Here is a 25,586-nt window from a genome sequence, read left to right as displayed (position 1 = left end):
GCTCGCGGGAAACGATGCCCCACCGACCGAGCATTTGCTCTAGCCCCCGGACCTAGCCTCGATCCACCAACGCCACGGTCATCCTCGTGTACGACTACATCATCGTCGGTGCCGGCTCCGCCGGCTGCGTGCTGGCCAACCGGCTGTCGGAAGATCCCGATGTCCGCGTGCTGCTGCTGGAAGCCGGCCCGCGCGACTGGCACCCGTTCGTGCACATGCCCGCCGGTCTGGCCAAGCTGGTCGGCAAGAAGGGCGTGAACTGGGATTACAGCACCGCGCCCGAGCCGCATCTGGACGGCCGCATGCTGTGGTGGCCGCGCGGCAAGGTGCTGGGTGGCTCCAGCTCGATCAACGCCATGTGCTACATCCGCGGCCATGCCCGCGACTACGACGAGTGGGCGGCGCTGGGTGCGGTCGGCTGGGACTGGCGCAGCGTGCTGCCCTACTTCCGCCGCGCCGAGACCAACAGCCGCGGCGCCGACGCATTCCACGGCGACAGCGGCCCACTGCACGTCTCCGACCTGAAGTACACCAACGAACTCTCGGGCGTGTTCATCGAAGCCGCGCGCCAGGCCGGCTTCGCCCTCAACCGCGATTTCAACGGCGAGCGTCAGGAAGGCTTCGGCTGGTACCAGGTGACGCAGAAGGACGGCGCGCGCTGTTCCACCGCCGTGGCCTACCTGCGCCCGGCGCGCGGCCGCCGCAACCTCACCGTGGTCACCCGGGCGCAGGCGCAGAAGGTGTTGTTCGACCAGGGCCGCGCCAACGCCGTGCTCTACACCGCCGGCGGCCGCGCCTTCTGCGAGGGCGCCGACCGCGAGGTCATCCTGTGCGGCGGTGCGATCAACTCGCCGCAGCTGCTGATGCTCTCCGGCCTCGGCCCGGCGGCGGAACTGCGCCGGCACGGCATCGAGGTGCTCGCCGACCTGCCCGGCGTCGGCGACAACCTGCAGGATCACCTGGATATCTGCACCCTGCAGCGCAGCCTGCGGCCGGTCACCTACGACCGGCTCAGCGACCTCTCGGTGGCGCTGCGCTACTACCTCGGCCGCGGCGGCCCGGGCACCAGCAACATCGCCGAGGCCGGCGGCTTCGCGCGCTCGTCGCTGGCCGAGGACGAGCGCCCGGACCTGCAGTTCCACTTCGTCCCCGCCCAGCTCGACGACCACGGCCGCCACCGCCTGCCCGGCGACGGCTATACCGTGCACGCCTGCGCGCTGCGGCCGCGCAGCCGTGGCCGGCTGCGTCTGGCCTCGGCCAACCCGTTCGACAAGCCGCGCATCGAGGCCAATTACCTGAGCGACCCGGACGGCCACGACCTCAAGGTGATGCTGGAAGGTCTGCGGCTGTCGCGCGCGATCCTCGCCCAGCCGGCCTTCGCGCCATACCGCGGCGAGGAGATCCTGCCCGGCGACGACGTCCGCGCCGAAGCCGACCTGGTCGCCTTCATCCGCCGCAAGGCCGAGACCATCTACCACCCGGTCGGCACCTGCCGCATGGGCACGGACGAAACCGCGGTGGTCGATCCGCAGTTGCGCGTGCGCGGCGTGACCGGCCTGCGCGTGGTCGACGCCTCGGTGATGCCGAAACTGATCGGCGGCAACACCAATGCGCCGGTGGTGATGATCGCCGAGCGCGCCGCCGACCTGATCCGCGGCGAGGCCTGAGTCGGCCACAGCGTCACGGCGTGTTCCGCTCCGCCACGCGGCGGGCTACATTCGCCGCATGCCCGTCGGAATCCTGCTGATCACCCACGAGGGCGTCGGCGACGCCCTGCTTGCCACCGCCACCCGCCTGCTCGGCCGCCTGCCGTTGCGCGCCGAGGCTTTCCATGTGCCCTTCGATGCCGACCTCGACGCGCTGCTGCCGGCGGCCAGCGCCGCGCTGCGCCGGGTCGACGAGGGCGAGGGCGTGCTGGTGCTCACCGACCTGTACGGCGCCTCGCCGAGCAATCTCGCCGCCCGCCTGGCTCATCTGGGCACGCCGGTGCGCCGGGTGTCCGGCCTCGGCCTGCCCATGCTGATGCGCGCGCTGAACTACGCCGATCAGCCGCTCGACGAACTGGCCCGCACCGCCGCCGCCGGTGCCCGCAACGGAGTGCACGCCGACGATGCTTGAGCGGCAGATCACCGTCGTCAACCGCCTCGGCCTGCACGCGCGCGCCGCCGCCAAGCTGGTGCAGCTGCTGTCCTCGTATCGCAGCCGCGCCTTTCTCGCCAGCAACGACCGCGAGGTCAACGCCAAGAGCATCATGGGCGTGCTGCTGCTGGCCGCCGGCCAGGGCAGCGTGGTCACGCTGCGTCTGGACGGCGAGGACGAGGAACAGGCAATGGCCGCCGCCGTCGATCTGTTCGAGCGCCGCTTCGACGAGGGCGAGTGATGGAGGCCGCGCATGCGTAACGAGATCCGTGGACAGGGCGCCTCGCGCGGACTGGCGCTCGGCCGCGCCCGCGTGCGCGAACCGCATGCACTGGAGATCGAGGAGGAGCTGGTCGCGGCCGAGGACGTGCCGCATGAACTGGCCCGGCTGCACGACGCGCTGCGCGCCGCCCGCGAGGAGCTGCACGGCCTGCGCGAGCAGTTGCAGGGCGCGCTGGCGCAAGAACTCGGCGATTTCCTCGACCTGCACGCCATGCTGCTCGACGATCCCGAGCTGGCCGAGGGACTGGAAGACCTGATCCGCACCGGCCGCTACTCCGCCGACTACGCGCTCAAGCTGCAGCGCGACCGGCTGGCGGCGGTCTTCGAGCACATGGACGACCCTTACTTCCGCAGCCGGCGCGAGGACCTCGATCACGTCATCGGCCGCGTCCACGCCGCCCTGCACCGTCGCCAGGACGATCGCGCCAGCGGCTTCTCCGGCGAGGTGCTGGTCACCGACACGGTGGCCCCCTCGGAGCTGGCTCAGCTCAAGGAACAGGGCGTGGTCGCCGTGGTCACCGCCACCGGCAGCGCGCTCTCGCACAGCGCCATCCTCGCCCGTAGCCTGCACCTGCCGCTGGTGGTCGGCGCGCACGAGGCGCTCAGCCGGATCAACGACGGCGATGCGCTGCTGGTCGATGGCGGCAGCGGCGAGGTGATCGTCGAGCCCGATGCCGCCGACCTGCGCGACTATCACGCCCGCCGTGCCGCCTTCGAGCGCGAACAGCGCCAGCTCGCCAGGCTGCGGCACAAGCCCACCCGCACGCGCGACGGCGTGGACATCCGCCTGTTCGCGAACGCCGAGTCGCGCGAGGACGTGAGCGAAGCGCACGGCCTGGGCGCGGCCGGCATCGGCCTGTACCGCACCGAGTTCCTGTTCCTGCAGCGCGACGGGCTGCCCGACGAGGACGAACAGTTCCGCGCTTACCGCGACCTGGTGCTGGGCATGAACGGACGCCCGGTCACCATCCGCACCCTCGACCTGGGCGCCGACAAGGCCGACCGCACCGGCCTGGTGCTGGGCGTGGAACCCAACCCGGCGCTCGGCCTGCGCGGTGTGCGCCTGTCGCTGGCGCGACGGGCTGTCTTCGAGACCCAGCTTCGGGCGATCCTGCGTGCCAGCGCCTGGGGACCGGTACGGATCCTGGTGCCGATGATCAGCTGCCGCGAGGAAGTGGCCGCCGTGCGCGCGCTGGTCCACGCCCTGACCGAGCGCCTGCGCGACGAGGGCCATGCCGTGGCCGGACAGGTCGCGCTCGGCGCCATGATCGAAGTGCCGGCGGCCGCAATCGCCCTGCCCTGCTTCATCGACCTGCTCGACTTCGCCTCGATCGGCACCAACGACCTGGTGCAGTACCTGCTCGCCGCCGACCGCAACAACGAGGCGCTCGGCGAGCTGTATTCGCCGCTGCACCCGGCAGTGATCCGGCTGCTGCACCAGGTGCTGAAACTGGGACGTGAGCGCGCCGTGCCGGTGGCCGTGTGCGGCGAAATGGCCGGCGACCCGGCCTATACCCGCCTGCTGCTCGCGCTGGGCCTGACCGACTTCAGCCTGCACCCGGGCACGCTGCTGGAGGTACGCCGGATAATCCGCGACTGCGACCTCAAGGCCCTGCGCCGGCGCGCCGGACCGCTGCTGCGCGCAGTCGACCGCGACGGCATCGGCCGCTGGCTGGACCGCGCCTGAGCTACCGCCCCGGCGCGGGCAATCGTCACTCGTCGCAGGTTTCCGGTCCGGCGCGCAGTGTCGCCAGCACCTCGTCGCGGTCGCGGTCGATCAGCACCAGCCATACGCCGCGCCGCACCCACTCTTCGGTCCAGGCGCTGCCGCGGGGCTGGTTGCTGCGCGCGAACACCGCGCCGTGGCGGTCGCCGACACGGATCTCCAGCCTGACCCGGTCACGCCCTTCCACCGACCAGTCGACCCGACCGCGATAGACGGTTTCCGGGTGGCAGTCGCGCGCCGCCGAAGGCGTGAGCGTGAAGCTGACGCCGGGCTGGGCGAACGGACGACCCGGCAGCGCCGACGGTTCCGAACCGCAGGCGGGCAGCAGCAGCGCGAGCAGGACGACGGGGAGGATGCGCATGGGAACGATCCGACGTGGCATGACGGCAGCTTAGCGGTGGACCTGCGGGCGCGACCAGTGCGCCCGATGCACAAACGCCAGCGGGCCGGAGCAATAATACACGCCACTCGCAGGGGAGCTTGGCATGGCCGAGGCCATCCGTTACGACAAGACCGCGCGCCAGCTCAAGCTGCTCTCACAGGCCCTCGACTCCGGCCGCCTCGGCCCGGTGCGCCGGCTGGTCAACACGCTGACGCCGGCCGAAATCGGCAACCTGCTCGAATCGCTGCCGCCAGGCAAGCGCGAAATCGTCTGGGGCCTGGTCGACCCGGAGGACGACGGCGAGGTGCTGGTGCACGTCGGCGAGGAAGTGCGCGAGAGCCTGCTCGCCGAGATGGACCCCGACGAGATCGTCGCCGCGGTCGAGGACCTGGACATCGACGACCTCGCCGACCTGGTCGAGGACCTGCCCGACACGGTCATCGACGAGGTGCTCAAGTCGATGGACCGCGAGAACCGCGAGCGGCTGGAGCAGGTGCTGTCCTACCCCGAGGACAGCGCCGGCCGCCTGATGAACCCGGACGTCATCACCGTGCGCGCCGACGTGACGGTGGACGTGGTGCTGCGCTACCTGCGCCTGCGCGGCGAGATCCCCGAGCACACCGACCACCTGTTCGTGGTCAGCCGCCGCCACCAGTACCTGGGCCGGCTGTCGCTGGCCGCGCTGCTCACCCACGAGCCGTCCACGCCGATCAACGAGCTAATCGACGAGCAGCCGGCGATCAAGGTCGATGCCAGCGCCGACGAGGTGGCCAGGGACTTCTCCGACCACGACTGGGTGTCCGCCCCGGTGGTGGACGAGAACAACATCCTGCTCGGCCGCATCACCGTCGACGACGTGGTCGACATCATCCGCGGCCAGGCCGAGCACCAGGTGCTGGGCATGGCTGGCCTGGACGAGGACGAGGACATGTTCAGCCCGGTGCCGCGCGCGGTGAAGCGCCGCGCCACCTGGCTGGGCATCAACCTGATCACCGCCTTCCTCGCCGCCAGCGTGATCGGCCGCTTCGAGGGCACGCTGGAGAAGATCGTCGCGCTGGCCGTGCTGATGCCGATCGTCGCCAGCATGGGCGGCAACGCCGGCACCCAGGTGCTCACCCTGATGGTGCGCGGCCTGGCGCTGGGCCAGGTCGGCGCCACCAACTTCCGCGTACTGATGCGCAAGGAACTGATGGTCGCCCTGCTCAACGGCGCGATCTGGGGCTCGGTGGTCGGGTTGGCCGCCTGGCTGTGGTTCGGCGACCCGAGGATCTCGCTGGTGATCGGCGCCGCGCTCACCATCAACCTGTTCGCCGCCGCGCTGGCCGGCGTGCTGGTGCCGCTCACCCTCAAGCGCATGAACATCGACCCGGCCCTGGCCGGCGGCGTCATCCTCACCACCGTCACCGACGTGATCGGCTTCCTGAGCTTCCTGGGCCTCGGCACCATCGTGCTGCTGCGCTGAGCCCGGACAAACACGCGCGACCATCGCTCAGCGCATGCGGGCGTGCCGATGCAGGTCCGCTCGTCCGAGCCTGCGTCGGCATGGATCGCCGGCTCGCTTCCCCACGTCGACGCTCCACCAGGATCTCACCGGCTTGCTGCGCCTTCGGCTCCCGTCGCCCGGGCCTCTGGTGCATGACGCTGCCAAGAGACATGGCACTCGACTCTCTCCCGCGCTCGCCCGCTGCGCGGGTACGCCTTCGCTACGCTCGGCGCGGGCCTACTCCAGGCGCACGCGCACCGTGCCGGAGAACGACTCCAGGCGCACGTCGCCGTCGCCGTCCCCCAGCCGCGCCTCCAGGCTCGAACCCGGCCCGTGGCGCGGGCGCTTGACTTCACCGACCTCCGAGCGGATGTCGCCACTGAAAGTGGACACCGACAGTCGCGCCGAGCTGTCGCGCGGCAGGATCAGATCGATTCCGCCACTGAGTGTTTCGGCGCCGATGCGGGCATCGCGCGCCAGCCTGTCGACCTTCAGCCGCAGACTGCCGGAGACGGTGCTGGCATCGAGGCGGCGGACCTCGCCCGCGCTGACCGCGATGCTGCCCGACACCGTTTCCACCGTGATGCGCCCGCCAGGACTGCCTTGCAGCGTGACCGTGCCGCTGACCGTCCCGGCAGTGACGCTGGAGCCCTCCAGCTGCAGGTCCAGGCTGCCGCTGACCGCATTGAACTCGGCCTCCTCCGGCGCGCCTTCGGCACGGATCTTGCCGCTGACCGTCTTGGCTTCGAGCCGGCGGCCGCGCACGCCCTCGATGTCGATGTCGGCGCTGACGCCCTGCGCGACCACCTCGGCGCGTACCGGCACGCGGACCTCGATGTTGCTCGGCCCGCCGCGATCGCTGCCGCCCCACCAGTTGAACAGACCGCCGCGCGACTGCGGATAGATCACGCGGATGCTCAGGCTGCCGGCACCGCCGTCGATGGCCAGTCGCTCCACGCCCTCGCCCAGCGAGCCACTCACGCGCACCTCGTTGCGGTCCCAGGTACGCACCAGGATGCGGCCCTTGAGGTTGTCGATCGCCACGCGTCCGTCCGCGGCCAGCGGCCGCGACTCGTCGATCGGGGTCGCGGCCGTGGCCGGGGCGACGGCCAGGCTCAGCAGCAGGATCAGCGGGATGGTGGTCTTCATCGGGCGCTCCTCGGAAGATCGATTCGAAGATTCGTGGCGGGAAGGGGCGGGAAACCGGGCCTCAGCTCATGGCGTACTGGGTCAGGGCCAGGCGGCGGGCGTAGGTGCGCCGGAGCTGGCCGAGCAGGAAGACGGCCTCCGGGTCGGCGGCCAGCGCCGTGCGGATGCGCGCCGCGCTGCGGTCGAGCTGGTCCAGCGCCGGCCTGAGCTCCTCCGGCAGCGGCACGTCGCCGAGCTGAGCCAACGCCGCCTGGTACTCGATCACGATCGCGTCGGCCTGGCGATTGATCGCATCGGCGAAACTCGGTGCCGCCGCCCCGGGCGCCCGCTCCCAGTAAGCGGCGACGAACAGGCCGACCGCCAGCACGGCCACCGCCGCCGTCGCCAGCCCCGGCAGCCGCCAGCGCGACACCCGCGATGCCGGCGTGAGCCCCTGCGGCCCGAGTTGCGCGGCGATGCCTGGCCACAGGTCGCGCCCCGGCTCGCGCTCACGCGGAAGCTGGCGCAGCTGCCAGCGCAGCTCGCTGTCGTTGCGGATGTCGTTGCGGATGTCGTGGCTCATGCCTCACCTCCGAGCCGCATGCGCAGCAGGCCGCGCGCGCGATGCAATTGTGCTTTCGAACTGCCGACCGCCATGCCCAGCTCGGTGGCGATCTCCTCGTGTTTCCAGCCTTCCACGTCGTGCAGTACCAGCACCGCCCGTGCCCGCGGGGGCAGCGTGGCGATCGCACGCTCCAGATCCATCGCCAGTGCGGTGCGGTGACCGGCGCTGTCGCCGCTGTGGTGATGCTCCAGCGCCGAGTCGTCGGTTTCGCGGTCCTCGCCGCCGCTGCGGGCGCGCAGCTCCATCAGCGCGGTGTTGACCGCCAGCCGGTGCAGCCAGGTCGAGAACGCGCTCTCGAACCGGAACTTCGGCAGCGCCTGCCAGGCGCGCACGAAGGCCTCCTGGGTCAGATCCTCGGCCCGCGCCTCCTGCCCGCCGCAGATCCGCCAGACCACACCGAACACGCGCCGCGCATGGCGCCGGTACAGCACCTCGAACGCGCCGATGTCGCCATCCGAGGCGGCCCGCACCAGCGCGTGGTCGTCGTCCTCGACCGGGAGTGCGGACGCGTCAGGGGCAGGATCGGGCTGCACGGCGAGAGTCAGCATACCGCCTTGGATGCACGTGGCTGCCACCGGGTTTAACCCCGTCCCGCGCGCTGCCGCCGGTCATGCAATGCGACCTGCCGCCCCCTCCCCGCTCGTGCGGGGAGGGGCATGAAAACGCGGCCCGGCTCAGGCTTTGTGGAAGACCAGCGCCCCGCCCGCGGCCTCGACGCGCACCGTATCGCCCTGGCCGAACTCGCCGGCGAGGATCTTCTGCGCCAGCGGGTTCTCCAGCTGCTGCTGGATCGCGCGCTTGAGCGGGCGGGCACCGTAGACCGGGTCGAAGCCGACGTTGCCGAGCAGGTCCAGGGCCGAATCGTCGATCTCGAGCTTGATCTGGCGCTCGGCCAGCCGCTTGCTCAGATATCCGGTCTGGATGCGGGCGATCTCGCGGATCTGCTCCTTGCCCAGCGGGTGGAAGACCACGATCTCGTCCAGCCGGTTGATGAACTCGGGGCGGAAGTGCGCCTGCACCACGCCCATCACCGCGGCCTTCATCTCGACGTAGCGGCTCTCGCCCTCGCCGGCCATCTCCTGGATGTACTGCGAGCCGAGGTTGGAGGTCATCACGATCACGGTGTTGCGGAAGTCGACCGTGCGGCCCTGGCCGTCGGTGAGGCGGCCGTCGTCGAGCACCTGCAGCAGCACGTTGAAGACGTCCGGATGCGCCTTCTCGACCTCGTCGAGCAGGATCACGCTGTAAGGCCGCCGTCGCACCGCCTCGGTGAGATAACCGCCCTCCTCGTAGCCGACGTAGCCCGGGGGCGCGCCGATCAGGCGGGCCACGGAGTGCTTCTCCATGAACTCGCTCATGTCGATGCGCACCATCGCCTCGTCGGTGTCGAACAGGAAGTTCGCCAGCGCCTTGCACAGCTCGGTCTTGCCGACGCCGGTGGGGCCGAGGAACAGGAAGCTGCCGTTCGGCCGGTTGGGATCGGACAACCCGGCGCGCGAGCGGCGGATCGCATCGGACACCGCGCGCACCGCCTCCTCCTGCCCCACGACCCGCTGTCGCAGGGCCTCCTCCATCTTCAGCAGCTTCTCGCGCTCGCCTTCGAGCATCTTGCTGACCGGGATGCCGGTCCAGCGCGAGACGACCTCGGCGATCTCCTCGGCGGTGACCTTGTCCTGGAGCAGGCGGAAGCCGCGGGTCTCGGCCTCCTGCGCGGCCTTCAGCTGGCGCTCCAGCTCCGGCAGCCTGCCGTACTGGATCTCGCTGGCGCGCGCCAGGTCCTGACGGCGGTGCGCGGCGTCGAGCTCGATCTTGAGCTGCTCGATCTGCTCCTTGATCTTCGTGGCGCCGGTGAGGGTGGCCTTCTCGGCTTTCCAGATTTCCTCCAGGTCGGAGAACTCGCGCTCGAGCTTGGCGATCTCGGCTTCGAGATCGGCCAGGCGCTGCTTGGACTCGGCGTCCTTCTCCTTCTTCAGCGCCTCGCGCTGGATCTTGAGCTGGATCAGCCGCCGCTCCATGCGGTCCATCTCCTCGGGCTTGGAGTCGATCTCCATGCGGATGCGGCTGGCCGCCTCGTCCATCAGGTCGATCGCCTTGTCGGGCAGCTGGCGGTCGGTGATGTAGCGGTGGCTGAGCGTGGCGGCGGCGACGATCGCCGGATCGGTGATCTCGACGCCGTGGTGCACCGCGTAGCGTTCCTTCAGGCCGCGCAGGATGGCGATGGTGTCCTCCACGCTCGGCTCGCCGACGAACACTTTCTGGAAGCGGCGCTCCAGCGCGGCGTCCTTCTCGATGTACTTGCGGTACTCGTCGAGCGTGGTGGCGCCGATGCAGTGCAGCTCGCCGCGGGCCAGCGCCGGCTTGAGCATGTTGCCGGCGTCCATGGCGCCTTCGGCCTTGCCGGCGCCGACCATGGTGTGCAGCTCGTCGATGAACAGGATCACCTGGCCTTCCTGCTTGGACAGGTCGTTGAGCACGGCCTTGAGTCGCTCCTCGAACTCGCCGCGGAACTTGGCGCCGGCGATCAGCGCGCCCATGTCCAGCGCCAGCACACGCTTGCCGCGCAGGCCCTCGGGCACCTCGCCGTTGACGATGCGCTGGGCCAGGCCTTCCACGATGGCGGTCTTGCCCACGCCCGGCTCGCCGATCAGCACCGGGTTGTTCTTGGTGCGCCGCTGCAGCACCTGGATCACCCGGCGGATCTCCTCGTCGCGGCCGATCACCGGGTCGAGCTTGCCGCTCTCGGCGCGGGCGGTGAGGTCGACGGTGTACTTCTCCAGCGCCTGGCGCTGGTCCTCGGCCGACTCGCTCTGCACCTTCTCGCCGCCGCGGACTTTCTCGATGGCCGCCTCCAGCCGCGCCCTGTCGGCGCCGGCGGCCGCGAGCGCGCGGCCCACCTCGCGCTTGTCGTCCAGGCAGGCGAGCACGAACAGCTCCGAGGCGATGTAGGCATCGCCGCGCTGCTGGGCCAGCTTGTCGGTGAGGTTGAGCAGGCGGGCGAGGTCGTTGGAGACGGTGACGTTGCCTTCCTGCCCGGCCACCTTCGGCAGCTTTTCGAGGCTCTCGCCGAGCCGCTCCCGGAGCAGCGGCACGTTGACGCCGGCCTGGCCGAGCAGCGGGCGCGTGCTGCCGCCCTGCTGGTCGAGCAACGCCACCAGCAGGTGCACGGGTTCGATCAGGTTGTGGTCACGGCCGACCGCCAACGACTGTGCGTCGGCGATGGCCTGCTGGAAACGCGAGGTGAGCTTGTCCATCCGCATGGCGATGTCCTTGAGGCATGGGGCCGCGACAGGCGGCCGATGCCCCCGTTATGCGGGCGGACGGGGTCGAATCAAGGTGGCCGGTGGCCCGGAGTGCGCTGCGGCAGCGGCCGAGGCCGCTCTGCAGAGCCCAAGACACTACAGTTTGGCGAGCTCGGCCTGCGCCTCGGCGTTCTTGGGGTCGAGTTCGAGGGCGGTCCGGTAGGCCGTGCGCGCCTCATCCTTGCGCCCGGCCTTGGCGTGGATCATGCCGATGCGGAAATGCGCGCCGGCCGGCCGCGGCAGGCTCTCGTCGAGCGGCAGGGCGAGATAGCGCTGCAGCGCGGCCAGCCCCTCGTCCAGCCGCTGGCCGGAAAGCGCGGCGGTGCGGCCGAAGTAGAACAAGGCGAACGGATCGTCGGGCTGCTCGCTCAGCATCGACTCGTACAGGGCGAAGGCCTCGCTCCAGCGCCCGGCGCGTTGGTAGGCGATGCCGAGCGTGAGCCGTGCGTTGCGGTAGGCCGGTTCGGCCGCGAGCGCGGCCTCGTACTCGCGCAGGGCCTCGGCGGGCTTCTTCTCCGCTTCCAGGATGAATGCCCGCGCCATGTGCCCGCGCGCCGGGTTGCGACGCATCAGTTCGGCCGCTTCGGCGGCCGCCTTCTCGGCGCTGCCGCCGGCCACGCCCGGCGCGGCCGCGTAATACTGCACCAGCGCCAGCCGCGCGTCGTGATGGTCGGGGTCGAGCTCGACCGCCTTCTGGAAGCCGCCGCGGATCTTGCCGGCGATCGACAGCCTGCCCAGCATCCCGACCTCGTTCACCCGGCCGACGTAGGCCTCGCCGAGCCGGTAGTGCGCCTCGGCCATCGTCGGCGCCAGCGCGACCGCTTGCTCCAGCGTCTTCACCGCCGCCTCGAACTGGCGCGCGCGCGCCTGCGCGCGGCCGAGCAGCACCAGCGCGGCGGGATCACGGGGACTGGCCTTGGCCAGGGCTTCGATCGCCGCCCGCGCGTCGGGCTGGCGCGCCTCGAACTTCGCCCGCGCCGAATCCACCGTTTCGGCGGATACCGCCCCCACCATGCACAGGCCGACCAGCACACCCACCAGCACGCTCGCTCGCATCGCACGACTCACAGGCAAGGCCCCGGCGGGGCGGTGGCGGGAGCTTTGCGCAGCAAGGCTGAACGCCGGCTGGCGGATCGCTGCGCCCACCCGCGCTCAGCCGGCGAGCCAGATCAGGCTGGCCTGGCGGCCGGTGCGCCGGTCGCGGCGGTGCGAGAAGAACCGCGCGGGCTCGGAGATCGTGCACAGCCCGCCACCGTGGACGCGGGTCACGCCGGCCACCGTCAACCGCTGCCGCGCCAACGCGTACAGGTCGCACAGCCAATGACCGGGACGGGTCGCGACGAAGCCGGCGCGCGCGGCGGGATCGTGGGCGAGGAAGGCGTCGCGCACCTCGTCGCCGACTTCGTAGGCCTGCGGCCCCGCCGCCGGCCCGAGCCAGGCCAGCAGGCGCGACGGCGGCGTGGCCATCGCGGCGACGGTCGCCTCCAATACGCCAGCACACAGCCCGCGCCAGCCGGCATGCGCGGCGCCGACCTCGCTGCCGTCGTCGGCGCACAGCAGCACCGGCAGGCAATCGGCGGTGAGGATGGCGAGCACCACGCCCGGATCGGTGGTGACGGCGGCGTCGGCTTCGGGCTCGCAGTCGGCATCGGCAGCCACGGCCGGAGCGACGGCAGAGGCGGCCCGGGAGCCGGCGGAGACACGGTCGCGACTTCCGCCGCTCCTGCCGATGTGCACGGCCGTGCCGTGCACCTGCCGCAGCCACAGCGGCTCGGCCGGCAGGCCGGCCAGCCCGAGCAGCGCGCGCCGGTTGGCGTGCACGGCGGCGGGCTCGTCGCCGCAGCGCAGGCCGAGGTTGAAATGGTCGAACGGCGGCGTCGACACGCCGGCCCCATGACGCAAGGTCACCGCAGCCCGGACGGCGGCCGGGGCGGGCCAGTCCGGGCGCAGCAGCGGGCTCACGGCTTCGCAGCCGAGGTGTCGGCACGCAGCAGGTCGAGCAGGGCGAGCATGTCGGCCGGGATCGGCGCCTGGCAGCGGACCGTCTCGCCGCTGGCCGGGTGCTCGAACTCCAGCCGCTCGGCATGCAGCGCCTGACGCCGGAAACCGCGCAGCATCTCGGCCAGCTCGGGCGTGGCGCCCTTGGGCAGGCTCAGGCGCGCGTACAGCGGGTCGCCCACGATCGGATGCCGGACATGCGCCATGTGCACACGGATCTGGTGGGTGCGACCGGTTTCCAGCCGGCACTCGACCAGGGTATGGGCGCGGAAGCGTTCGCGGACACGGTAATGGGTGATCGCCGGGCGACCGTTCCCGACCACGGCCATGCGCACGCGGTCGGTCGGGTGGCGGCCGATCGGCGCATCGACGGTGCCGCCGGCCACCATCGGGCCCATCACCACCGCCACGTACTGGCGATGCACCTCGCGCCCGGAAAGCTGCTCGACCAGCGCCGCATGGGCGCGCAGGGTGCGCGCCACCACCATCACGCCGGAAGTGTCCTTGTCCAGCCGATGCACCAGACCGGCGCGCGGCAGCTCGGCCAGTTTCGGGTCGCGATGCAGCAGCGCGTTCACCAGCGTGCCGCGCGGATTGCCGGCCCCCGGATGCACCACCAGCCCGGCCGGCTTGTCGATCACCAGCACCTCGTCGTCCTCGTGCAGGACGGCGAGCGGAATCTCCTCCGGCTCGGCGCGGGTCTCGACCGCGAGTGCGACCGCCAGCGTGACCGGCTCACCGCCGCGCACCGGATCGCGCGGCTTGACCCGGCGGCCGTCCAGCAGCGCGTCGCCGGACTTGATCCACTCGCTCAGCCGCGAGCGCGAGAAGTCCGGAAAGATCTCGGCCAGCACCTGGTCGAAACGGCGTCCGGCCAGGGCTGTCGGCACCACCGCTTCGAGCAGTTCGGTCGCGTCTTCGTCGGGAGGGGAGGCGTTCATTCGGGGTTCGGTCTCGCGGGCGCGCCCGGCGCGGGCTTTGGGCTATTATCGCCGTCTCTGCGCCCTTCGCGCCCTGGACCACCAACGCAATGACCCGATTCGCCGGCCTGCTGCGCCTCGCCATCCTGATCGTGCTCGCCCTCGCCGTGGTCGGTTGCGGCCGTTCCGGCAAGCGGGCCGACCCCCTCGAAACCCTGCCGGTCGAAGCGATGTACGCCGAAGGCAAGCGCGCCCTGCAACGCGGCAACCACAGCCGTGCGGAGCAGTACTACCAGCGCCTGGTCGCCCGCTTCCCCTACGGGCCCTATGCCGAACAGGCGCAGCTCGAGCTGGCCTACGCGCAGTACAAGGCCAACAAGCCGGACGATGCGACCTCCACGATCAACCGCTTCATCCGTACCTATCCCACCCACGAGCACATCGATTACGCCTACTACCTGAAGGGCCTGATCAACTTCAACCGCGAGAACCTGTTCCTGGAACGCTATCTGCGCCTGGACACCTCGCTGCGCGACCAGGGGGCGGTGCGCCAGAGCTTCAACGACTTCGCCGAACTGATCCGCCGCTTCCCCGAGAGCCGCTACGCGCCGGACGCGCGCCAGCGCATGGTGTACCTGCGCAACCACCTGGCCCGCCACGAGCTCAACGTCGGGCTGTACTACCTGCGTCGCGGCGCCCACGTCGCCGCCGCCAACCGCGGCCAGTTCATCATCGAGAACTACCCGCAGAGCGGCTACCAGGGCGACGCCCTGGCGCTGATGGGCGAGGCCTACACCCGACTGGGCGAGGACGAATTGGCCGCCGACACCCGCCGCGTGCTGCAGCTCAACCAACCGGACCATCCCTGGCTGGCCGGCAACTGGCCGCGGGAACGCAACCTGCTGCGTCAGCTCAACCCCTTCGCGGGCGAGCGCTGAGCGACCGTCACCGGATGCGAAAACGCCGCCCGAGGGCGGCGTTTTTCGTCTGCGGCGCAGGGCACGACAGGATCATTCCACCGGGCGCACCCTCAACACGCCCTGCTCGACCGCCTCGACCCGGACCCGCGCGCCGGCCGGCAGGTCCGGGCCGCTCACGGTCCAGAAGGCGTCGCCGACCTTGACCCGGCCGCGGCCATCGACGATCGGCCGCTCCAGTGGCAGCACGCGGCCGATCAGCTGTTCGGCGCGGCGGTTGAGGTGCGGCTGGTCGGTGGCACGTACCGGGCGGACCTTCTTCAACCGCCAGGCGATCCCCACCGACACCAGCGACAGCAGCGAGAAGGCGATCCACTGCGCGGTCACCGACAGCTCGGGCAGCAGCAGGTGCAACACCGCCACGCCGAGCGCGGCGAAGCCCAGCCAGAGCATGAAGATGCCGGGGATCAGCGCCTCCAGCGCGAACAGCGCCAGCGCGAATGCCCACCAGAACCAGTCCGACAGGCCATCCATGCTCAGCCACCCTGCGTGAACGGATTGCCCGGCCGCGCCGGCGGCGTCGGCTTGCCACCACCCGGCCTGTCGCCCTGCACGGCCTTCGTCAGCTCGACGATGCCTGCCAGCGAACCGAGCACGCCGGTGGTCTCCATCGGCAGCAGCAGGGTCTTCTGGTTCGGCGAACTGGCGAAATCCTTCAGCGCCTCGACATACTTCTGGGCGACGAAGTAGTTGATCGCCTGCACATCGCCCTGGGCAATGGCGGTGCTGACCATCTCGGTCGCCCGGGCCTCGGCCTGCGCCAGCCGCTCGCGCGCCTCGGCGTCCTTGAAGGCGGCTTCACGACGGCCCTCGGCCTCCAGGATCGCCGCCTGCTTCTCGCCCTCGGCGCGCAGGATCTCGGCCGCACGCTGGCCTTCGGCCTCCAGGATGTTGGCGCGCTTCTCGCGCTCGGCCTTCATCTGCCGCGCCATCGCATCGACCAGGTCCCGCGGCGGCTGGATGTCCTTGATCTCGATGCGGTTGACCTTCACGCCCCAGGGGTGGGTGGCCTCGTCCACCACCGCCAGCAGCTTGGCATTGATCTCGTCGCGCTTGCTCAGCGACTCATCCAGGTCCATCGAGCCGAGCACGGTGCGGATGTTGGTCATGGTCAGATTGAGGATGGCGATCTCCAGCTGCGCCACCTCATAGGCCGCCTTGGCCGCTTCCAGCACCTGATAGAAGACCACGCCATCGACCTTCACCACCGCGTTGTCCTTGGTGATGACGTCCTGCGAGGGCACGTCGAGCACCTGCTCCATCATGTTCAGCTTGCGGCCGATGCTCTCCACCCAGGGGATGGTGAAGCCCAGGCCCGGCGTCAGCGTGCGGTCGTAGCGGCCGAAGCGTTCGACGGTCCATTCGTAGCCCTGCGGCACCACCCGCACACCCTTGAACAGGGTGATGACGGCGAAGGCCAGAAGAACGAGGCTGAAGATCTCCATGTCGCGATTCCTTGTGACGGGGTCGCCGGATCATAGCCGAGCGACTGCCCTGCCCGTCACGCCGGCCGCCGCCGGCGGCGACCGCAAGCCGGGTGATCCAGGTCAAGGAAATGTATTGCGAATCATTCTCGTTTTCACTAGGATTCGCCCCGACGTTCCACCTCCCACGATCCCCGATAGCCACAGAGAACAAGAACATGCGCGCCCCGATCCGCACGCTTCTCCCCTGCGCCCTGTCCCTGGCCGTCCTGCAGGCCCTGCACCCCGCCCATGCCGAGCCGCTGGCCGCCCGCCTCGACCGCCTCACCGTGGTCGGCAGCGTCGAGCAGGCGCAGGAAACCGCCGGCTCCGCCCACTACATCGACAGCCAGCAGTTGGAGAAGCACAACTACCGCGACGTCAACCGCGTGCTGCGCGAAGTGCCCGGCGTGTATCTGGTCGAGGAAGAGGGCTACGGCCTGCGTCCCAACATCGGCATCCGCGGCTCCGGCACCGACCGCAACAACCGCATCACGGTGATGGAGGACGGCGTGCTGATCGCGCCGGCGCCCTACGCCGCGCCGGCCGCCTACTACTTCCCGACCATGGCGCGGATGAGCGCGGTCGAGGTGCGCAAGGGTTCGTCCTCGGTCAAGGCCGGCCCGCGCACCACCGGCGGCGTGATCAACCTGCTCTCCACTCCGATCCCGACCGGCCCGGCCGGCCTGGTCGACCTCAGCTACGGCCGCGACAACACCCTGCTCGGTCACACCTGGGCCGGCACCAGCCAGGAGCGCTTCGGCTTCCTGGTCGAGGGCGTGTACCAGCGCAGCGACGGCTTCAAGCGCCTGGACGGCGGCGGCGACACCGGCTACCGGCTCGACGACGTGCTGGCCAAGGTCCGCGTCAACTCCGACAGCAACGCCGCGCGCTACCAGGAGCTGGAACTCAAGGTCTCGCGCACCACCCAGGACAGCGACGAAACCTACCTCGGCCTGACCGACGCCGACTTCCGCGCCATGCCGAACCGCCGCTACGCCGCCTCGCAGCTGGACAACATCGCCACCACCCACGAGCTGGCGCAGGTCAACCACTTCATCGAGCTGGCGGACAACGTGGACCTCACCACGGTCGCCTACCGCACCGAGTTCGCGCGCAACTGGTACAAGCTCAACGACGTGCGCAACAGCGCCGACACCGGCTGGGTCAGCCTCGCCAACATCCTCGCCAACCCGGCCACCTTCGCCGACCAGTACGCCTGGCTGACCGGCGCCACCAGCCCGGACGGTGCGCTGCGCCTGCGCAACAACAACCGCAAGTACTACGCGCAGGGCATCCAGTCGGTGCTGGGCTGGAAGTTCGCCGGCACCGCCGAACACAACGTCGAATTCGGCCTGCGCTGGCACCGGGACGAGGAGGACCGCTTCCAGGACGACGACCGCTACCGCATGCAGGACGGCCGTCTGGTGCTGACCTCCGACGGCGCCCCGGGCACGCAGGACAACCGCGTCGCCTCCGCCGAAGCCTTCTCGGCCTACGTGCAGGACGAGATCCGCTACGGCCGGTGGATCATCACCCCGGGCGTGCGCTTCGAGCGCATCCGGCTCACCCGCGAGGATTTCGCGCTGACCACCAACGGCCGCGACGCCGGTCCGACCCGCGTGCTGCGCGACACCGTCGACGCCTTCATTCCCGGCCTGGGCGTGACCTGGCTGCTCAGCGACGACCTCACCGTGTTCGGCAGCCTGCACCGCGGCTACAACCCGCCGGCGCCGGGCACCGGCGTCGACGCCGAGGAGAGCGTCAACGGCGAGTTCGGCCTGCGCTACGCCAGCAACGGCCTGCGCGGCGAACTGCTCGGCTTCTGGAACGAGTACGACAACCTGATCGGCACCTGCACCGCCTCCACCGGCGGCGGCTGCAACATCGGCGACCAGTTCGACGGCGGCAAGGCGCGCATCCGCGGCATCGAGGCCAACCTCGGCTACCGCTTCCGCGCCGGCGCGCTGAACATTCCGGTGTCGGCCGCCTACACCTTCACCCGCGCCGAGTTCCGCAACGCCTTCACCTCCAGCTTCGGCGAATGGGGCACCGTGGCCAGCGGCGACCGCCTGCCCTACCTGCCCGAGCACCTGTTCAATGCCCAGGCCGGCATCGAGGGCGAGCGCTGGCGGATCAACCTGGCCGCCAACTACATCGACGACATGCGTACCCGCGCCGGCCAGGGCACCCCCGCCGCCGGCCAGCGAACCGATGCGGCCTGGGTGTTCGACCTCTCGGCCGGCTGGCAGCTCACCGACAACGCCGAGCTGTACGCCCGGGTCGAGAACCTGTTCGACGAGACCTACATCGTCTCCCGGCGCCCGTCCGGCGCCCGCCCGGGCCAGCCGCGCACCGGCTTCGTCGGCATGCGCTACCGGTTCTGACCGCTCTCTCCCCCGTCAGGGACGACACGAGGGCCGGGTGGCGACACCCGGCCTTCTTTTTTGGCGGGACCCGGCTCCACCTGCGACCCTTCCCCGCGCAGGCGCATCCTATGGCTCGTGAGCGCCCCGACCGCCTTCGCCATCGACGTGCCCGACAGCCTGCTGGCCCGCGCCAGACGCGGTGACGGCAAGGCGTTCGAGCAGCTCTACCGCTGGTTCGAGCGGCCGGTGTTCACGCTGGCGCTGCGCATGCTCGGTGACCGCGAGGAGGCGATGGAGGTGTTGCAGGACGCGATGCTCAAGGTGTTCAGCCGCCTCGGCGAGTTCCGCGGCGAGTCGCCGTTCTGGGGCTGGCTGCGGCAGGTGGCGGTGAACGAGGCGCTGATGCGGCTGCGCAAGCGCGACCGCCTGCGGTTCACCGACGATCCGCCCGAGCCGGAGCTCGAACCCGGTGAGCAGCTGCTGCCGCCTTCGGCTACCGACGCGGCCACGCTGGTGCGCGCGCTGGCGCAGTTGCCCGACGTCACCCGCAGCGTGATCTGGCTGTACCACGCCGAAGGCTACACCCACGACGAGATCGCCGCGCAGATGGGCCGCTCGGTGAGCTTCTCCAAGTCGCAGCTGGCGCGCGGCACCCGCCGCCTGCGCGAGCTGCTGCGCCTGCACGAACAGGAGGTCAGCCGTGCCTGACGACATCCGTCCTTCCCGCCCCGAGGGCATCGACCTGGGCCATGCCCTCCGCGCGCTGCCGGCCGAGGCGCCCGAGCGCAGCACCTGGCCGGCGATCGCCGCCCGGCTGCCGCGGCGCGCGCCGCGCCGCCTGCCTTGGCTCGCCGCCGCGGCGGCCGTGCTCGCGCTCGCCTTGGCCTTGCCGCTGCTGCACACGCCGACGCCGTCCGGGCCCGCCGCCCCGGATGCCGACACGCTGGCGCTGGATGCGCTCTACGACGAGTCGGCACGTCTGGAGGCGCTGCTGCTGGTCGCCGCCGACGACAGTGTGGCCAGCGCCAGCGTCGCCACCCTGGGCGCGGCGCTGCACGACCGGCTCGCCGCGATCGACGATGCCCTCGCCGACCCGGCCCTCGACGCCAGCCTGCGTCTGCCGTTGTGGCGGCAACGCGTAGCAGTGCTGCGCGAGCTGGCCGGCCTGGAAACCTCCCGCCAATGGCTCGCCTCGCAGGGCGAGCGCTACGACGGCGCCCTGGTCGTCGCCTATTGATTCTGCAAGGAGAACCCCGATGAAGCTTCGTCCCCTTCCGTTGCTGCTGGCGCTCGCCCTGGCACCCGCCGGCGCCTTCGCCCAGCCGGCGCAGCCCGACCCCGAACGCGCCGAGGAGGCGCGCAAGGAAATGGAGGCGCTGCGCCGGCAGATGGCCGAACTGGGCCGCCGCATGGCCGAGCTGTCGCGCGAGTCCGGCAATCTGCACGACCAGATCGTCACCCGCATCGAGACGCGCCGCGAAGCGATGCAGCGGCCGGTGATCGGCGTCATCCTCGGCAGCGATGCGAACGGCGCGGTGCAGTTGCGCGGCGTCACGCCCGAGGGCCCGGCCGCCCGCGCCGGGCTGCGCGCGGGCGACGTGCTGCTGGGCATCGACGGCAAGGCGATCACCGGCACGACCGCCGAGGAGCGCCTGGAAAGCGCCCGCAAGCTGCTCGGCGACCTGACCGAGGGCCAGGAAGTCAGGCTCGCCTACCAGCGCGACGGCCAGCGCGCCGAGACCACCGTGAAGGCCGAGAAGAGCACGCGCGTGATGGTGTTCGGTGGCAGCGGCGAGTTCCGCCTCCCCGGCGCGAACGGATTCAGCATCGTGGTGCCCGGCATCGACATGGAGATCGGCCGCATCGCCCCGTTCGCCGGCTGCCCCACGGACGAGGACTGCGCGCTGCCGCTGCTGTCGCAGGCCTTCCGCTGGCGCGGCCTGAATCTGGCGAGCGTGGACGCCCAGCTCGGCCGTTACTTCGGCACCGACCGCGGCGTGCTGGTGCTGCGCGGGCCGGAGGACTTCCCGGCACTGCAGTCGGGCGACGTGATCCTGAAGATCGACGGCATGGACGTGAACTCGCCGCGCGAAGCGATGCGCGAGCTGCAGGAGAAGCAGCCGGGCGACCTGGTGCTGATCGAGCTGCTGCGCGACCGCCGCCCGCAGACGGTGGAGATCACCGCACCGGAGACGTCGCGGGCCTTCCAGTGGATGATGCCGCCGCTGCCGCCAGCGCCGCCGGCACCGCCCGCTCCACCCAAGCCCCCGAAGCCCCCGCAGGCCGCGGCGCCTGACGCCCCCGGCATGCACGGCATCGTCGCGACGATCGTGCTGGCCGAGGCCGGCGGCCCCGAGCGGTCCACCGAACGCCGGCACGGACACATCGCGATCCACTGAGCGCCGGCCCTGCCGGACGATCCCCGCAGGCGCCAGGCAAGCCGCCCCGGGGGACCACGCATCTGCCGGTCGCGACCGCCGTCGCCGCCGTGACGCGGACCTGGGTCCGCGTCGCGGTCACCGGCCCGGGTTCGGCCCGTCGCGGCCGGGCATGGCGCGAACGTGGCGCGCCTCAGCGCCGGCCCAGGCGGGTATCCGGCAACGGCTCAACGTAACGCGAGAACAGGGCGTCGATCTCGGCGTCGGCCACCGTCTCGCCACGCTCGACGCGCGCGGCCTGCGCGAACAAGCCCTCGATCATCGGCATGCCGTCCACCGCCATGTTCAGACGCAGTCCGCCGGCGGCTGCCGCCGCATCCCAATGCCTGCGCACCCGTGCCCAGTAGCCGGCGGTGGCCTGCCAGTAGCGCCGCGCCGGTGAAAAGTCGTGGTCGGCGATACGCCGGTAGTCGTTGAAGCCGAACTCGCGCACCAGCACGGCCTCGGTGCTGCCGTCGGCGGCGCGGCGCACCTTGCTGTTGTCCTGCTCGTGGGTCCAGCCGTCCGGCGTGACGGTGTGGCGGTTTTCGACGTTGAGCGCGTTGTAGTCCCCGCGCACGGTGTATTCGCGTCGCGGCAGCGGCCGCCAGGTCCGGTCGGAGGTCCAGGTGGCGTTGCCGTAGCGATGATTCCAGCGCCCGGTGCCGCAGTAACGCGGCGCGTCGCTGACCTCGTACACGCACTGTGTCCACGCACCCCGCGTCAGCTCGGGTGCGAGCGGCCGGCGCCGCCAGGTCTGGTCGGCGGCGAATTCCAGCCGCTCGCGCGCCTGCCAGTGCCAGTCCTGCCGCCAGTGCTTGGTGACGTGGCCGCCGGGCGAGACCAGCAGGTGCTGCAGCACGATCCGGTCGCCGCTGTCCTCGACCAGCACGACCCACTCGTAGGCGCCGCTGCGTTTCGGGGCGGCGCGCGCGTAGCCCGGCTGCAGCACCACCGTCTCGTCGAAGGCGAAGCTCACCCGGTACTCGCCGAGCATGGCGAGGATGGCCTGGCGGTCGGCCTCGGGCGCTGCGGCGGGCGTCGGCGCCATGGGCGCGGCAGGCGCGACGGCATGGCGTGCAGCGTCCGTGGCACAGCCGGTGGCGACGACGGCCAGCACCGCGAACAGGAGCGGAACGGATCGTGGCAAGTGCAGGTACATGGGTTGAATGACTCCGTCAGTGGTGGAGACCGAGCCGGCCACAGGCGCGGCAGCAGGCGTCGGCATGGGAATCGAAACGGGCGTGGCTGCGCTGCGCGAGGCGGTGGGCGGCGTGCACACTGACCGGCGAGATCCGCGCCACCGGCTCCAGCGCCAGCACCGGCAGACCGGCCGCCACGCCGAAGCGGAACCGGCGCAGGCCGGCGCGCCAGTCCTCGCCGCGCCAGCGCCGCGCCAGCCGCGTCAGCAGGCGTTCGCACCAGCCGCCGACCGCGTTCCGGCACGCCGGCAGCCCGGCCAGTAGCCGCTCCCAGGCGAGGAAGTCGCTGTCCGGGAGCAGGCACAGGCCGAAACCGGGGCGCCCCTCGTCATCGAGGAACCACAGCCCCTCCAACGGCCCGTCGCTGTCCAGGCTGACCACCGGCTCCAGCCGCTCGGCGCTGAGCAGACCGAGCAGCTCGCGCTGCCAGGGCAAGGGCGCATCGCCCCGCAACACGCCCTGCTGCGGGCTGCGCTCGCCGGCGTACAGGCAGAGCACGGCGCCGAGCGCCGCCAGCGACTGGCACAGCCTTGGCCAGTCGAGCGGCGCGGCGGGGGCGGAGGGCGGCGGGCGCATGACGCTCACCAGTCGACGTGGACGCTGAAGGCCAGGGTGCGGCCGGGCGCGGTGTAGCGGTCGGCGTTGCCGCTGTCGGCCGCCAGCAGCGGCAGCGCGCCGGCCTCGAAGTGCTTGCGGTCGAACAGGTTGAACAGGCCGGCGTTGAGCCGCAGCCCCTCGGCGAGGTCGATGTCGACCAGCCAGTCGAACACCGCGTGGCCGGGCGCGGCGAAGGCCGGCGCGCCGGCGACCGTCGGCAGGCGGTCGTGTCGGCGCACGAAGCGGCCGACCAACTCGTGGTCGATGCGCACGCCGTCGCGGCGCAGGCCGAGCACCAGGCTGGGCGGATCGACCGAAGCCAGCGGCGTGCCGGCGATCTCGTCCTCGCCACGCTGCCAGGCGGCCGCGGCGCGCAGTTCCCAGGGCGCCAGCGCCGCCGCGAAGGTCCGCAGTGCCAGCCCGCCCTTGAATTCGACGCCCTCGATCCTGGCGCGGCCGATGTTCTGCGACTGGAACACGAGCAGGCCGGTCTGCGGGTCGCGGCCGAGCGGGCGCAGCGACTCGATGAAGTCGCGGTAGCGGTTGTGGAACAGCGACAGGCTCAGCCAGCCGGCCTCGCCGCCGGCGCGCAGGCCGAGCTCGAAACCGTCGCTGGTTTCCGGCCGGAGGTCGGGATTGGGCAGCGCGGTGTAGCCGAACTGCAGGTTGGTGAAGCCGAGGTTGACGTCGCTGTACGGCGGCGCGCGGAAACCACGCGCCCAGTGGCCGAACAGCGACCAGCGGTCGTCGAGCTTCCACACCGCGCCGAACTTGGGTGACAGCCGCGTCTCGCGGACCGCGGTCGGCACGATGCCCGGATTGCGCGCGGCGAACAGCGGATCGTCCTTGGGCGACAGCTCGAAGCGGTCCACCCGCAGGCCCGGCACCAGCAGCCAGCGGCCGTCCGCCAGCGCGATCTCGTCCTGCGCGAAGGCCGCCAGTGCGGTGACGGTCGACAGCGGGAAGTCGCGCACCGGGAAGGTGTCCGGCGAGATCACGTTGGTCACGCTGCCATTGGGCAGGATCGCGCGGCCGTCGCGCTTCTGCGCCAGCCGCCGGCGCTCGAACTCGACGCCGTAGCTCAGGTAATGCGCCGCCGCACCGGTCGCGAAGCCCTTGAAGGCGATGAACTCGCCGCCGTAGGCGCGCTGGTCGAAGTCGAACCGCCGCTCGCGGCGGGTGACCGGTCCCGGCTGGCCGGCGACCACGCTGGCGCGGCGCTCGAAGGTGTCCTGGGTGGTTTCCGAATCCTGCCGGTACAGCTGCCAGCGGAAGGCGTCGGCCCAGCCGGCCTCGACCGCGTCGTGCGCGTGGTCGAACGCGACCCGCGCGCGCGTCTGGCGGTCGTCGCCGTCCAGCGACAGCACCCGCACCGGCGCGCCGAAGCCGGCGACCGGGCCGAGGCCGCTGCGCACGTCGGTCTGCACCTGCGACTCGCCGGCATCGACGCTGAGCCGGAAGCGCTGGTCGGCGTCGGGCGCGAAACCCAGTTTGGCGAGCAGAGCGAGGCCGCGGTAGTCCTGCGGATTGGGCCGCGTGCGCGCGCTGCCGTCGCTGCCGTCATCGCCGCGATTGCGGGTCTCGCGGCCCTGGCGATGGCTCAGCGCCAGCAGGCCCGACCAGCGCTCGCCGGCGAAGGCAGTGGTGGCGCCGGCGAACAGGCCGCGGTCGCCGCTGTCGTAGCCGGCCTTGAAGCCGACGTGGCGGTCGCGGCCGGCGCGCAACAGGTCTTCCGGATCCTTGCTGGTGAACACCACCACGCCGCCGAGCGCGTCCGAGCCGTACAGGGCCGAGCCCGGGCCGCGCAGGATCTCCACCCGCTTGAGCAGGTCCAGATCGACCGCGTCGCGCGAGGCGTTGGCGAAGCTGCCGATGGCGAAGCTCTCCGGCACCGGCGCGCCGTCGATCTCGATCCGTACCCGGTTGCCGTCCAGGCCGCGGATGCGGAAACCGCCGAGGCCGAAACGGCCGAACGAGGAGGTCACCGACACGCCCGGCTCGTAGCGCACCAGGCCGCGGATGTCGCGCACCAGTTCCGCGTCCATGCGCTCGCGCTCGATCACGATCGGCGCGGCCGGCACGCCGCCGACCGCGCGCGCGCTCAGCGTGGCGCTGACGGTGATGCGCTCGAGCTCATGGACGTTGGCGGCAGCGACGGCGCCGGGCTGTTCGGGAACGGCGGAATCCTGCGCGGCGGCCGGCAGGGCCAGCCACAGGGCGAGGGCAAGCGGATGGAATCGCATCGGTACTCCAGCGGCGTCTTTCGTCGAGATCGAAAGGCGGCGGGCTGGAGCCGGCGAGAGAGGAACCGGCGGGGCTGGCGGCCTGGGAAATTTTCGCGGCGCGGCGCGCACGCTCGTCTTCGTGGGCGCGGCTTCAGCCGCGGCCGGGGAAGCGGAAAACGGGTGAAGAGGAGTGAGGGAAGCGCCAGGCGTCGACACGCCGATGCTTTCCCTGGTTTCTCACTCCTCTTCACTCACTTCTCTTCACTCACTTTCACTCACTCCCCCGCAATCCGTAGTCGCGGCTGAAGCCGCCCCTACCGATCGGCAAGCCCACGATGCGGGCACCCGCCCGCA

Annotated in this window: 23 protein-coding genes; 10 read left to right on the top strand and 13 right to left on the bottom strand. The window is 71.3% G+C overall.

Annotated features, from left to right (window positions below; translation table 11 throughout):
• Nucleotides 1-86: 86 nt before the first annotated feature.
• From HNQ58_RS04900 to ptsP, 4 genes are read left to right on the top strand one after another with little or no spacing between them, the layout of a single operon-like run.
• Nucleotides 87-1,667 (top strand): choline dehydrogenase, encoded by a 1,581-nt coding sequence (locus tag HNQ58_RS04900; protein ID WP_183947677.1) that lies wholly within the window; start codon nucleotides 87-89, stop codon nucleotides 1,665-1,667.
• A 58-nt stretch (nucleotides 1,668-1,725) separates the two neighbouring features.
• On the top strand, nucleotides 1,726-2,118 hold the full coding sequence (locus tag HNQ58_RS04895) for a PTS sugar transporter subunit IIA (protein WP_183947676.1): 393 nt from the start codon (nucleotides 1,726-1,728) through the stop codon (nucleotides 2,116-2,118).
• Nucleotides 2,111-2,380, top strand: coding sequence for an HPr family phosphocarrier protein (locus HNQ58_RS04890; protein ID WP_183947675.1), 270 nt, complete (start codon nucleotides 2,111-2,113; stop codon nucleotides 2,378-2,380). The genes HNQ58_RS04895 and HNQ58_RS04890 overlap by 8 nt, the downstream gene beginning before the upstream one ends.
• Nucleotides 2,381-2,392: 12 nt before the next feature.
• Nucleotides 2,393-4,108 carry a phosphoenolpyruvate--protein phosphotransferase gene (gene ptsP / locus HNQ58_RS04885; RefSeq protein ID WP_183947674.1) on the top strand — a complete coding sequence of 572 codons (1,716 nt, stop codon included), beginning with the start codon at nucleotides 2,393-2,395 and terminating at the stop codon, nucleotides 4,106-4,108.
• A 25-nt stretch (nucleotides 4,109-4,133) separates the two neighbouring features.
• On the opposite strand, the gene HNQ58_RS04880 is transcribed toward ptsP, so the two are convergent.
• Complete coding sequence (locus HNQ58_RS04880; protein ID WP_183947673.1) at nucleotides 4,134-4,508, bottom strand: hypothetical protein; 375 nt, start codon at nucleotides 4,506-4,508, stop codon at nucleotides 4,134-4,136.
• Between the two features lie 124 nt (nucleotides 4,509-4,632).
• Between HNQ58_RS04880 and mgtE the strand changes: the two genes are divergently transcribed.
• On the top strand, nucleotides 4,633-5,991 hold the full coding sequence (gene mgtE / locus HNQ58_RS04875; RefSeq protein WP_183947672.1) for a magnesium transporter: 1,359 nt from the start codon (nucleotides 4,633-4,635) through the stop codon (nucleotides 5,989-5,991).
• A gap of 258 nt (nucleotides 5,992-6,249) precedes the next feature.
• On the opposite strand, the gene HNQ58_RS04870 is transcribed toward mgtE, so the two are convergent.
• From HNQ58_RS04870 to rluD, 7 genes are all read right to left on the bottom strand, one after another.
• Nucleotides 6,250-7,161, bottom strand: a complete 912-nt coding sequence (locus tag HNQ58_RS04870) for a DUF4097 family beta strand repeat-containing protein (RefSeq protein ID WP_183947671.1) — start codon at nucleotides 7,159-7,161, stop codon at nucleotides 6,250-6,252.
• 61 nt (nucleotides 7,162-7,222) lie between these two features.
• Nucleotides 7,223-7,723 (bottom strand): hypothetical protein, encoded by a 501-nt coding sequence (locus HNQ58_RS04865; RefSeq protein WP_183947670.1) that lies wholly within the window; start codon nucleotides 7,721-7,723, stop codon nucleotides 7,223-7,225.
• The gene (locus HNQ58_RS04860) at nucleotides 7,720-8,313 is read right to left on the bottom strand and encodes an RNA polymerase sigma factor (protein WP_183947669.1); all 594 of its coding nucleotides are present in this window, start codon (nucleotides 8,311-8,313) and stop codon (nucleotides 7,720-7,722) included. The genes HNQ58_RS04865 and HNQ58_RS04860 overlap by 4 nt, the downstream gene beginning before the upstream one ends.
• Before the next feature lie 126 nt (nucleotides 8,314-8,439).
• A complete protein-coding gene (gene clpB / locus HNQ58_RS04855; RefSeq protein ID WP_183947668.1) occupies nucleotides 8,440-11,022 on the bottom strand; it encodes an ATP-dependent chaperone ClpB in 2,583 nt (860 codons plus the stop codon).
• A gap of 138 nt (nucleotides 11,023-11,160) precedes the next feature.
• On the bottom strand, nucleotides 11,161-12,120 hold the full coding sequence (locus HNQ58_RS04850) for a tetratricopeptide repeat protein (RefSeq protein ID WP_183947667.1): 960 nt from the start codon (nucleotides 12,118-12,120) through the stop codon (nucleotides 11,161-11,163).
• A 96-nt stretch (nucleotides 12,121-12,216) separates the two neighbouring features.
• Nucleotides 12,217-13,026 carry a peptidoglycan editing factor PgeF gene (pgeF, locus tag HNQ58_RS04845; RefSeq protein ID WP_183947666.1) on the bottom strand — a complete coding sequence of 270 codons (810 nt, stop codon included), beginning with the start codon at nucleotides 13,024-13,026 and terminating at the stop codon, nucleotides 12,217-12,219.
• The gene (gene rluD / locus HNQ58_RS04840) at nucleotides 13,023-14,003 is read right to left on the bottom strand and encodes a 23S rRNA pseudouridine(1911/1915/1917) synthase RluD (protein WP_183947665.1); all 981 of its coding nucleotides are present in this window, start codon (nucleotides 14,001-14,003) and stop codon (nucleotides 13,023-13,025) included. The genes pgeF and rluD overlap by 4 nt, the downstream gene beginning before the upstream one ends.
• An 89-nt stretch (nucleotides 14,004-14,092) precedes the next feature.
• Between rluD and HNQ58_RS04835 the strand changes: the two genes are divergently transcribed.
• Nucleotides 14,093-14,920 (top strand): outer membrane protein assembly factor BamD, encoded by an 828-nt coding sequence (locus HNQ58_RS04835; protein ID WP_183947664.1) that lies wholly within the window; start codon nucleotides 14,093-14,095, stop codon nucleotides 14,918-14,920.
• A gap of 72 nt (nucleotides 14,921-14,992) precedes the next feature.
• Here the strand turns inward: HNQ58_RS04835 and HNQ58_RS04830 are convergent, their stop codons facing one another.
• Both HNQ58_RS04830 and HNQ58_RS04825 read right to left on the bottom strand, forming a co-directional pair.
• A complete protein-coding gene (locus HNQ58_RS04830) occupies nucleotides 14,993-15,433 on the bottom strand; it encodes an NfeD family protein (RefSeq protein WP_183947663.1) in 441 nt (146 codons plus the stop codon).
• A 2-nt stretch (nucleotides 15,434-15,435) separates the two neighbouring features.
• A complete protein-coding gene (locus HNQ58_RS04825; protein ID WP_183947662.1) occupies nucleotides 15,436-16,404 on the bottom strand; it encodes an SPFH domain-containing protein in 969 nt (322 codons plus the stop codon).
• Nucleotides 16,405-16,601: 197 nt separating this feature from the next.
• On the opposite strand from HNQ58_RS04825, the gene HNQ58_RS04820 reads away from it, so the two are divergent.
• The 4 genes from HNQ58_RS04820 to HNQ58_RS04805 all read left to right on the top strand — a co-directional run bounded on the left by HNQ58_RS04820 (nucleotide 16,602) and on the right by HNQ58_RS04805 (nucleotide 21,190).
• Complete coding sequence (locus tag HNQ58_RS04820; protein WP_183947661.1) at nucleotides 16,602-18,809, top strand: TonB-dependent receptor family protein; 2,208 nt, start codon at nucleotides 16,602-16,604, stop codon at nucleotides 18,807-18,809.
• Nucleotides 18,810-18,926: 117 nt separating this feature from the next.
• Nucleotides 18,927-19,499, top strand: coding sequence for an RNA polymerase sigma factor (locus HNQ58_RS04815; RefSeq protein ID WP_343057189.1), 573 nt, complete (start codon nucleotides 18,927-18,929; stop codon nucleotides 19,497-19,499).
• A complete protein-coding gene (locus tag HNQ58_RS04810; RefSeq protein WP_343057188.1) occupies nucleotides 19,492-20,028 on the top strand; it encodes a hypothetical protein in 537 nt (178 codons plus the stop codon). Before HNQ58_RS04815 ends, HNQ58_RS04810 begins: the two co-directional genes overlap by 8 nt.
• Before the next feature lie 19 nt (nucleotides 20,029-20,047).
• Complete coding sequence (locus tag HNQ58_RS04805; RefSeq protein ID WP_183947660.1) at nucleotides 20,048-21,190, top strand: PDZ domain-containing protein; 1,143 nt, start codon at nucleotides 20,048-20,050, stop codon at nucleotides 21,188-21,190.
• A gap of 172 nt (nucleotides 21,191-21,362) precedes the next feature.
• Here the strand turns inward: HNQ58_RS04805 and HNQ58_RS04800 are convergent, their stop codons facing one another.
• From HNQ58_RS04800 to HNQ58_RS04790, 3 genes are all read right to left on the bottom strand, one after another.
• Nucleotides 21,363-22,259 (bottom strand): DUF6607 family protein, encoded by an 897-nt coding sequence (locus tag HNQ58_RS04800; protein WP_183947759.1) that lies wholly within the window; start codon nucleotides 22,257-22,259, stop codon nucleotides 21,363-21,365.
• A 127-nt stretch (nucleotides 22,260-22,386) separates the two neighbouring features.
• Nucleotides 22,387-22,986, bottom strand: coding sequence for a Hemin transport protein (locus HNQ58_RS04795; protein WP_183947659.1), 600 nt, complete (start codon nucleotides 22,984-22,986; stop codon nucleotides 22,387-22,389).
• A 5-nt stretch (nucleotides 22,987-22,991) separates the two neighbouring features.
• Nucleotides 22,992-25,250, bottom strand: a complete 2,259-nt coding sequence (locus tag HNQ58_RS04790) for a TonB-dependent hemoglobin/transferrin/lactoferrin family receptor (protein WP_183947658.1) — start codon at nucleotides 25,248-25,250, stop codon at nucleotides 22,992-22,994.
• Nucleotides 25,251-25,586 lie beyond the last annotated feature (336 nt).

This window comes from Rehaibacterium terrae, from assembly GCF_014202935.1.
GTDB lineage: Bacteria > Pseudomonadota > Gammaproteobacteria > Xanthomonadales > Xanthomonadaceae > Rehaibacterium > Rehaibacterium terrae.
The sequence above is the reverse complement of the archived record's forward strand: the minus strand, read 5'-3'. Positions and strand labels throughout refer to the sequence as shown.

Coding starts and splice junctions, on each gene's coding strand:
- HNQ58_RS04790 (WP_183947658.1), bottom strand. CDS start 25,250: ATGCGATTCCATCCGCTTGCCCTCGCCCTGTGGCTGGCCCTGCCGGCC.
- HNQ58_RS04870 (WP_183947671.1), bottom strand. CDS start 7,161: ATGAAGACCACCATCCCGCTGATCCTGCTGCTGAGCCTGGCCGTCGCC.
- HNQ58_RS04850 (WP_183947667.1), bottom strand. CDS start 12,120: ATGCGAGCGAGCGTGCTGGTGGGTGTGCTGGTCGGCCTGTGCATGGTG.
- HNQ58_RS04825 (WP_183947662.1), bottom strand. CDS start 16,404: ATGGAGATCTTCAGCCTCGTTCTTCTGGCCTTCGCCGTCATCACCCTG.
- HNQ58_RS04890 (WP_183947675.1), top strand. CDS start 2,111: ATGCTTGAGCGGCAGATCACCGTCGTCAACCGCCTCGGCCTGCACGCG.
- HNQ58_RS04835 (WP_183947664.1), top strand. CDS start 14,093: ATGACCCGATTCGCCGGCCTGCTGCGCCTCGCCATCCTGATCGTGCTC.
- HNQ58_RS04830 (WP_183947663.1), bottom strand. CDS start 15,433: ATGGATGGCCTGTCGGACTGGTTCTGGTGGGCATTCGCGCTGGCGCTG.
- mgtE (WP_183947672.1), top strand. CDS start 4,633: ATGGCCGAGGCCATCCGTTACGACAAGACCGCGCGCCAGCTCAAGCTG.
- HNQ58_RS04800 (WP_183947759.1), bottom strand. CDS start 22,259: ATGGCGCCGACGCCCGCCGCAGCGCCCGAGGCCGACCGCCAGGCCATC.
- HNQ58_RS04795 (WP_183947659.1), bottom strand. CDS start 22,986: ATGCGCCCGCCGCCCTCCGCCCCCGCCGCGCCGCTCGACTGGCCAAGG.
- rluD (WP_183947665.1), bottom strand. CDS start 14,003: ATGAACGCCTCCCCTCCCGACGAAGACGCGACCGAACTGCTCGAAGCG.
- HNQ58_RS04805 (WP_183947660.1), top strand. CDS start 20,048: ATGAAGCTTCGTCCCCTTCCGTTGCTGCTGGCGCTCGCCCTGGCACCC.
- HNQ58_RS04860 (WP_183947669.1), bottom strand. CDS start 8,313: ATGCTGACTCTCGCCGTGCAGCCCGATCCTGCCCCTGACGCGTCCGCA.
- HNQ58_RS04880 (WP_183947673.1), bottom strand. CDS start 4,508: ATGCGCATCCTCCCCGTCGTCCTGCTCGCGCTGCTGCTGCCCGCCTGC.
- clpB (WP_183947668.1), bottom strand. CDS start 11,022: ATGCGGATGGACAAGCTCACCTCGCGTTTCCAGCAGGCCATCGCCGAC.
- ptsP (WP_183947674.1), top strand. CDS start 2,393: ATGCGTAACGAGATCCGTGGACAGGGCGCCTCGCGCGGACTGGCGCTC.
- HNQ58_RS04865 (WP_183947670.1), bottom strand. CDS start 7,723: ATGAGCCACGACATCCGCAACGACATCCGCAACGACAGCGAGCTGCGC.
- HNQ58_RS04895 (WP_183947676.1), top strand. CDS start 1,726: ATGCCCGTCGGAATCCTGCTGATCACCCACGAGGGCGTCGGCGACGCC.
- HNQ58_RS04820 (WP_183947661.1), top strand. CDS start 16,602: ATGCGCGCCCCGATCCGCACGCTTCTCCCCTGCGCCCTGTCCCTGGCC.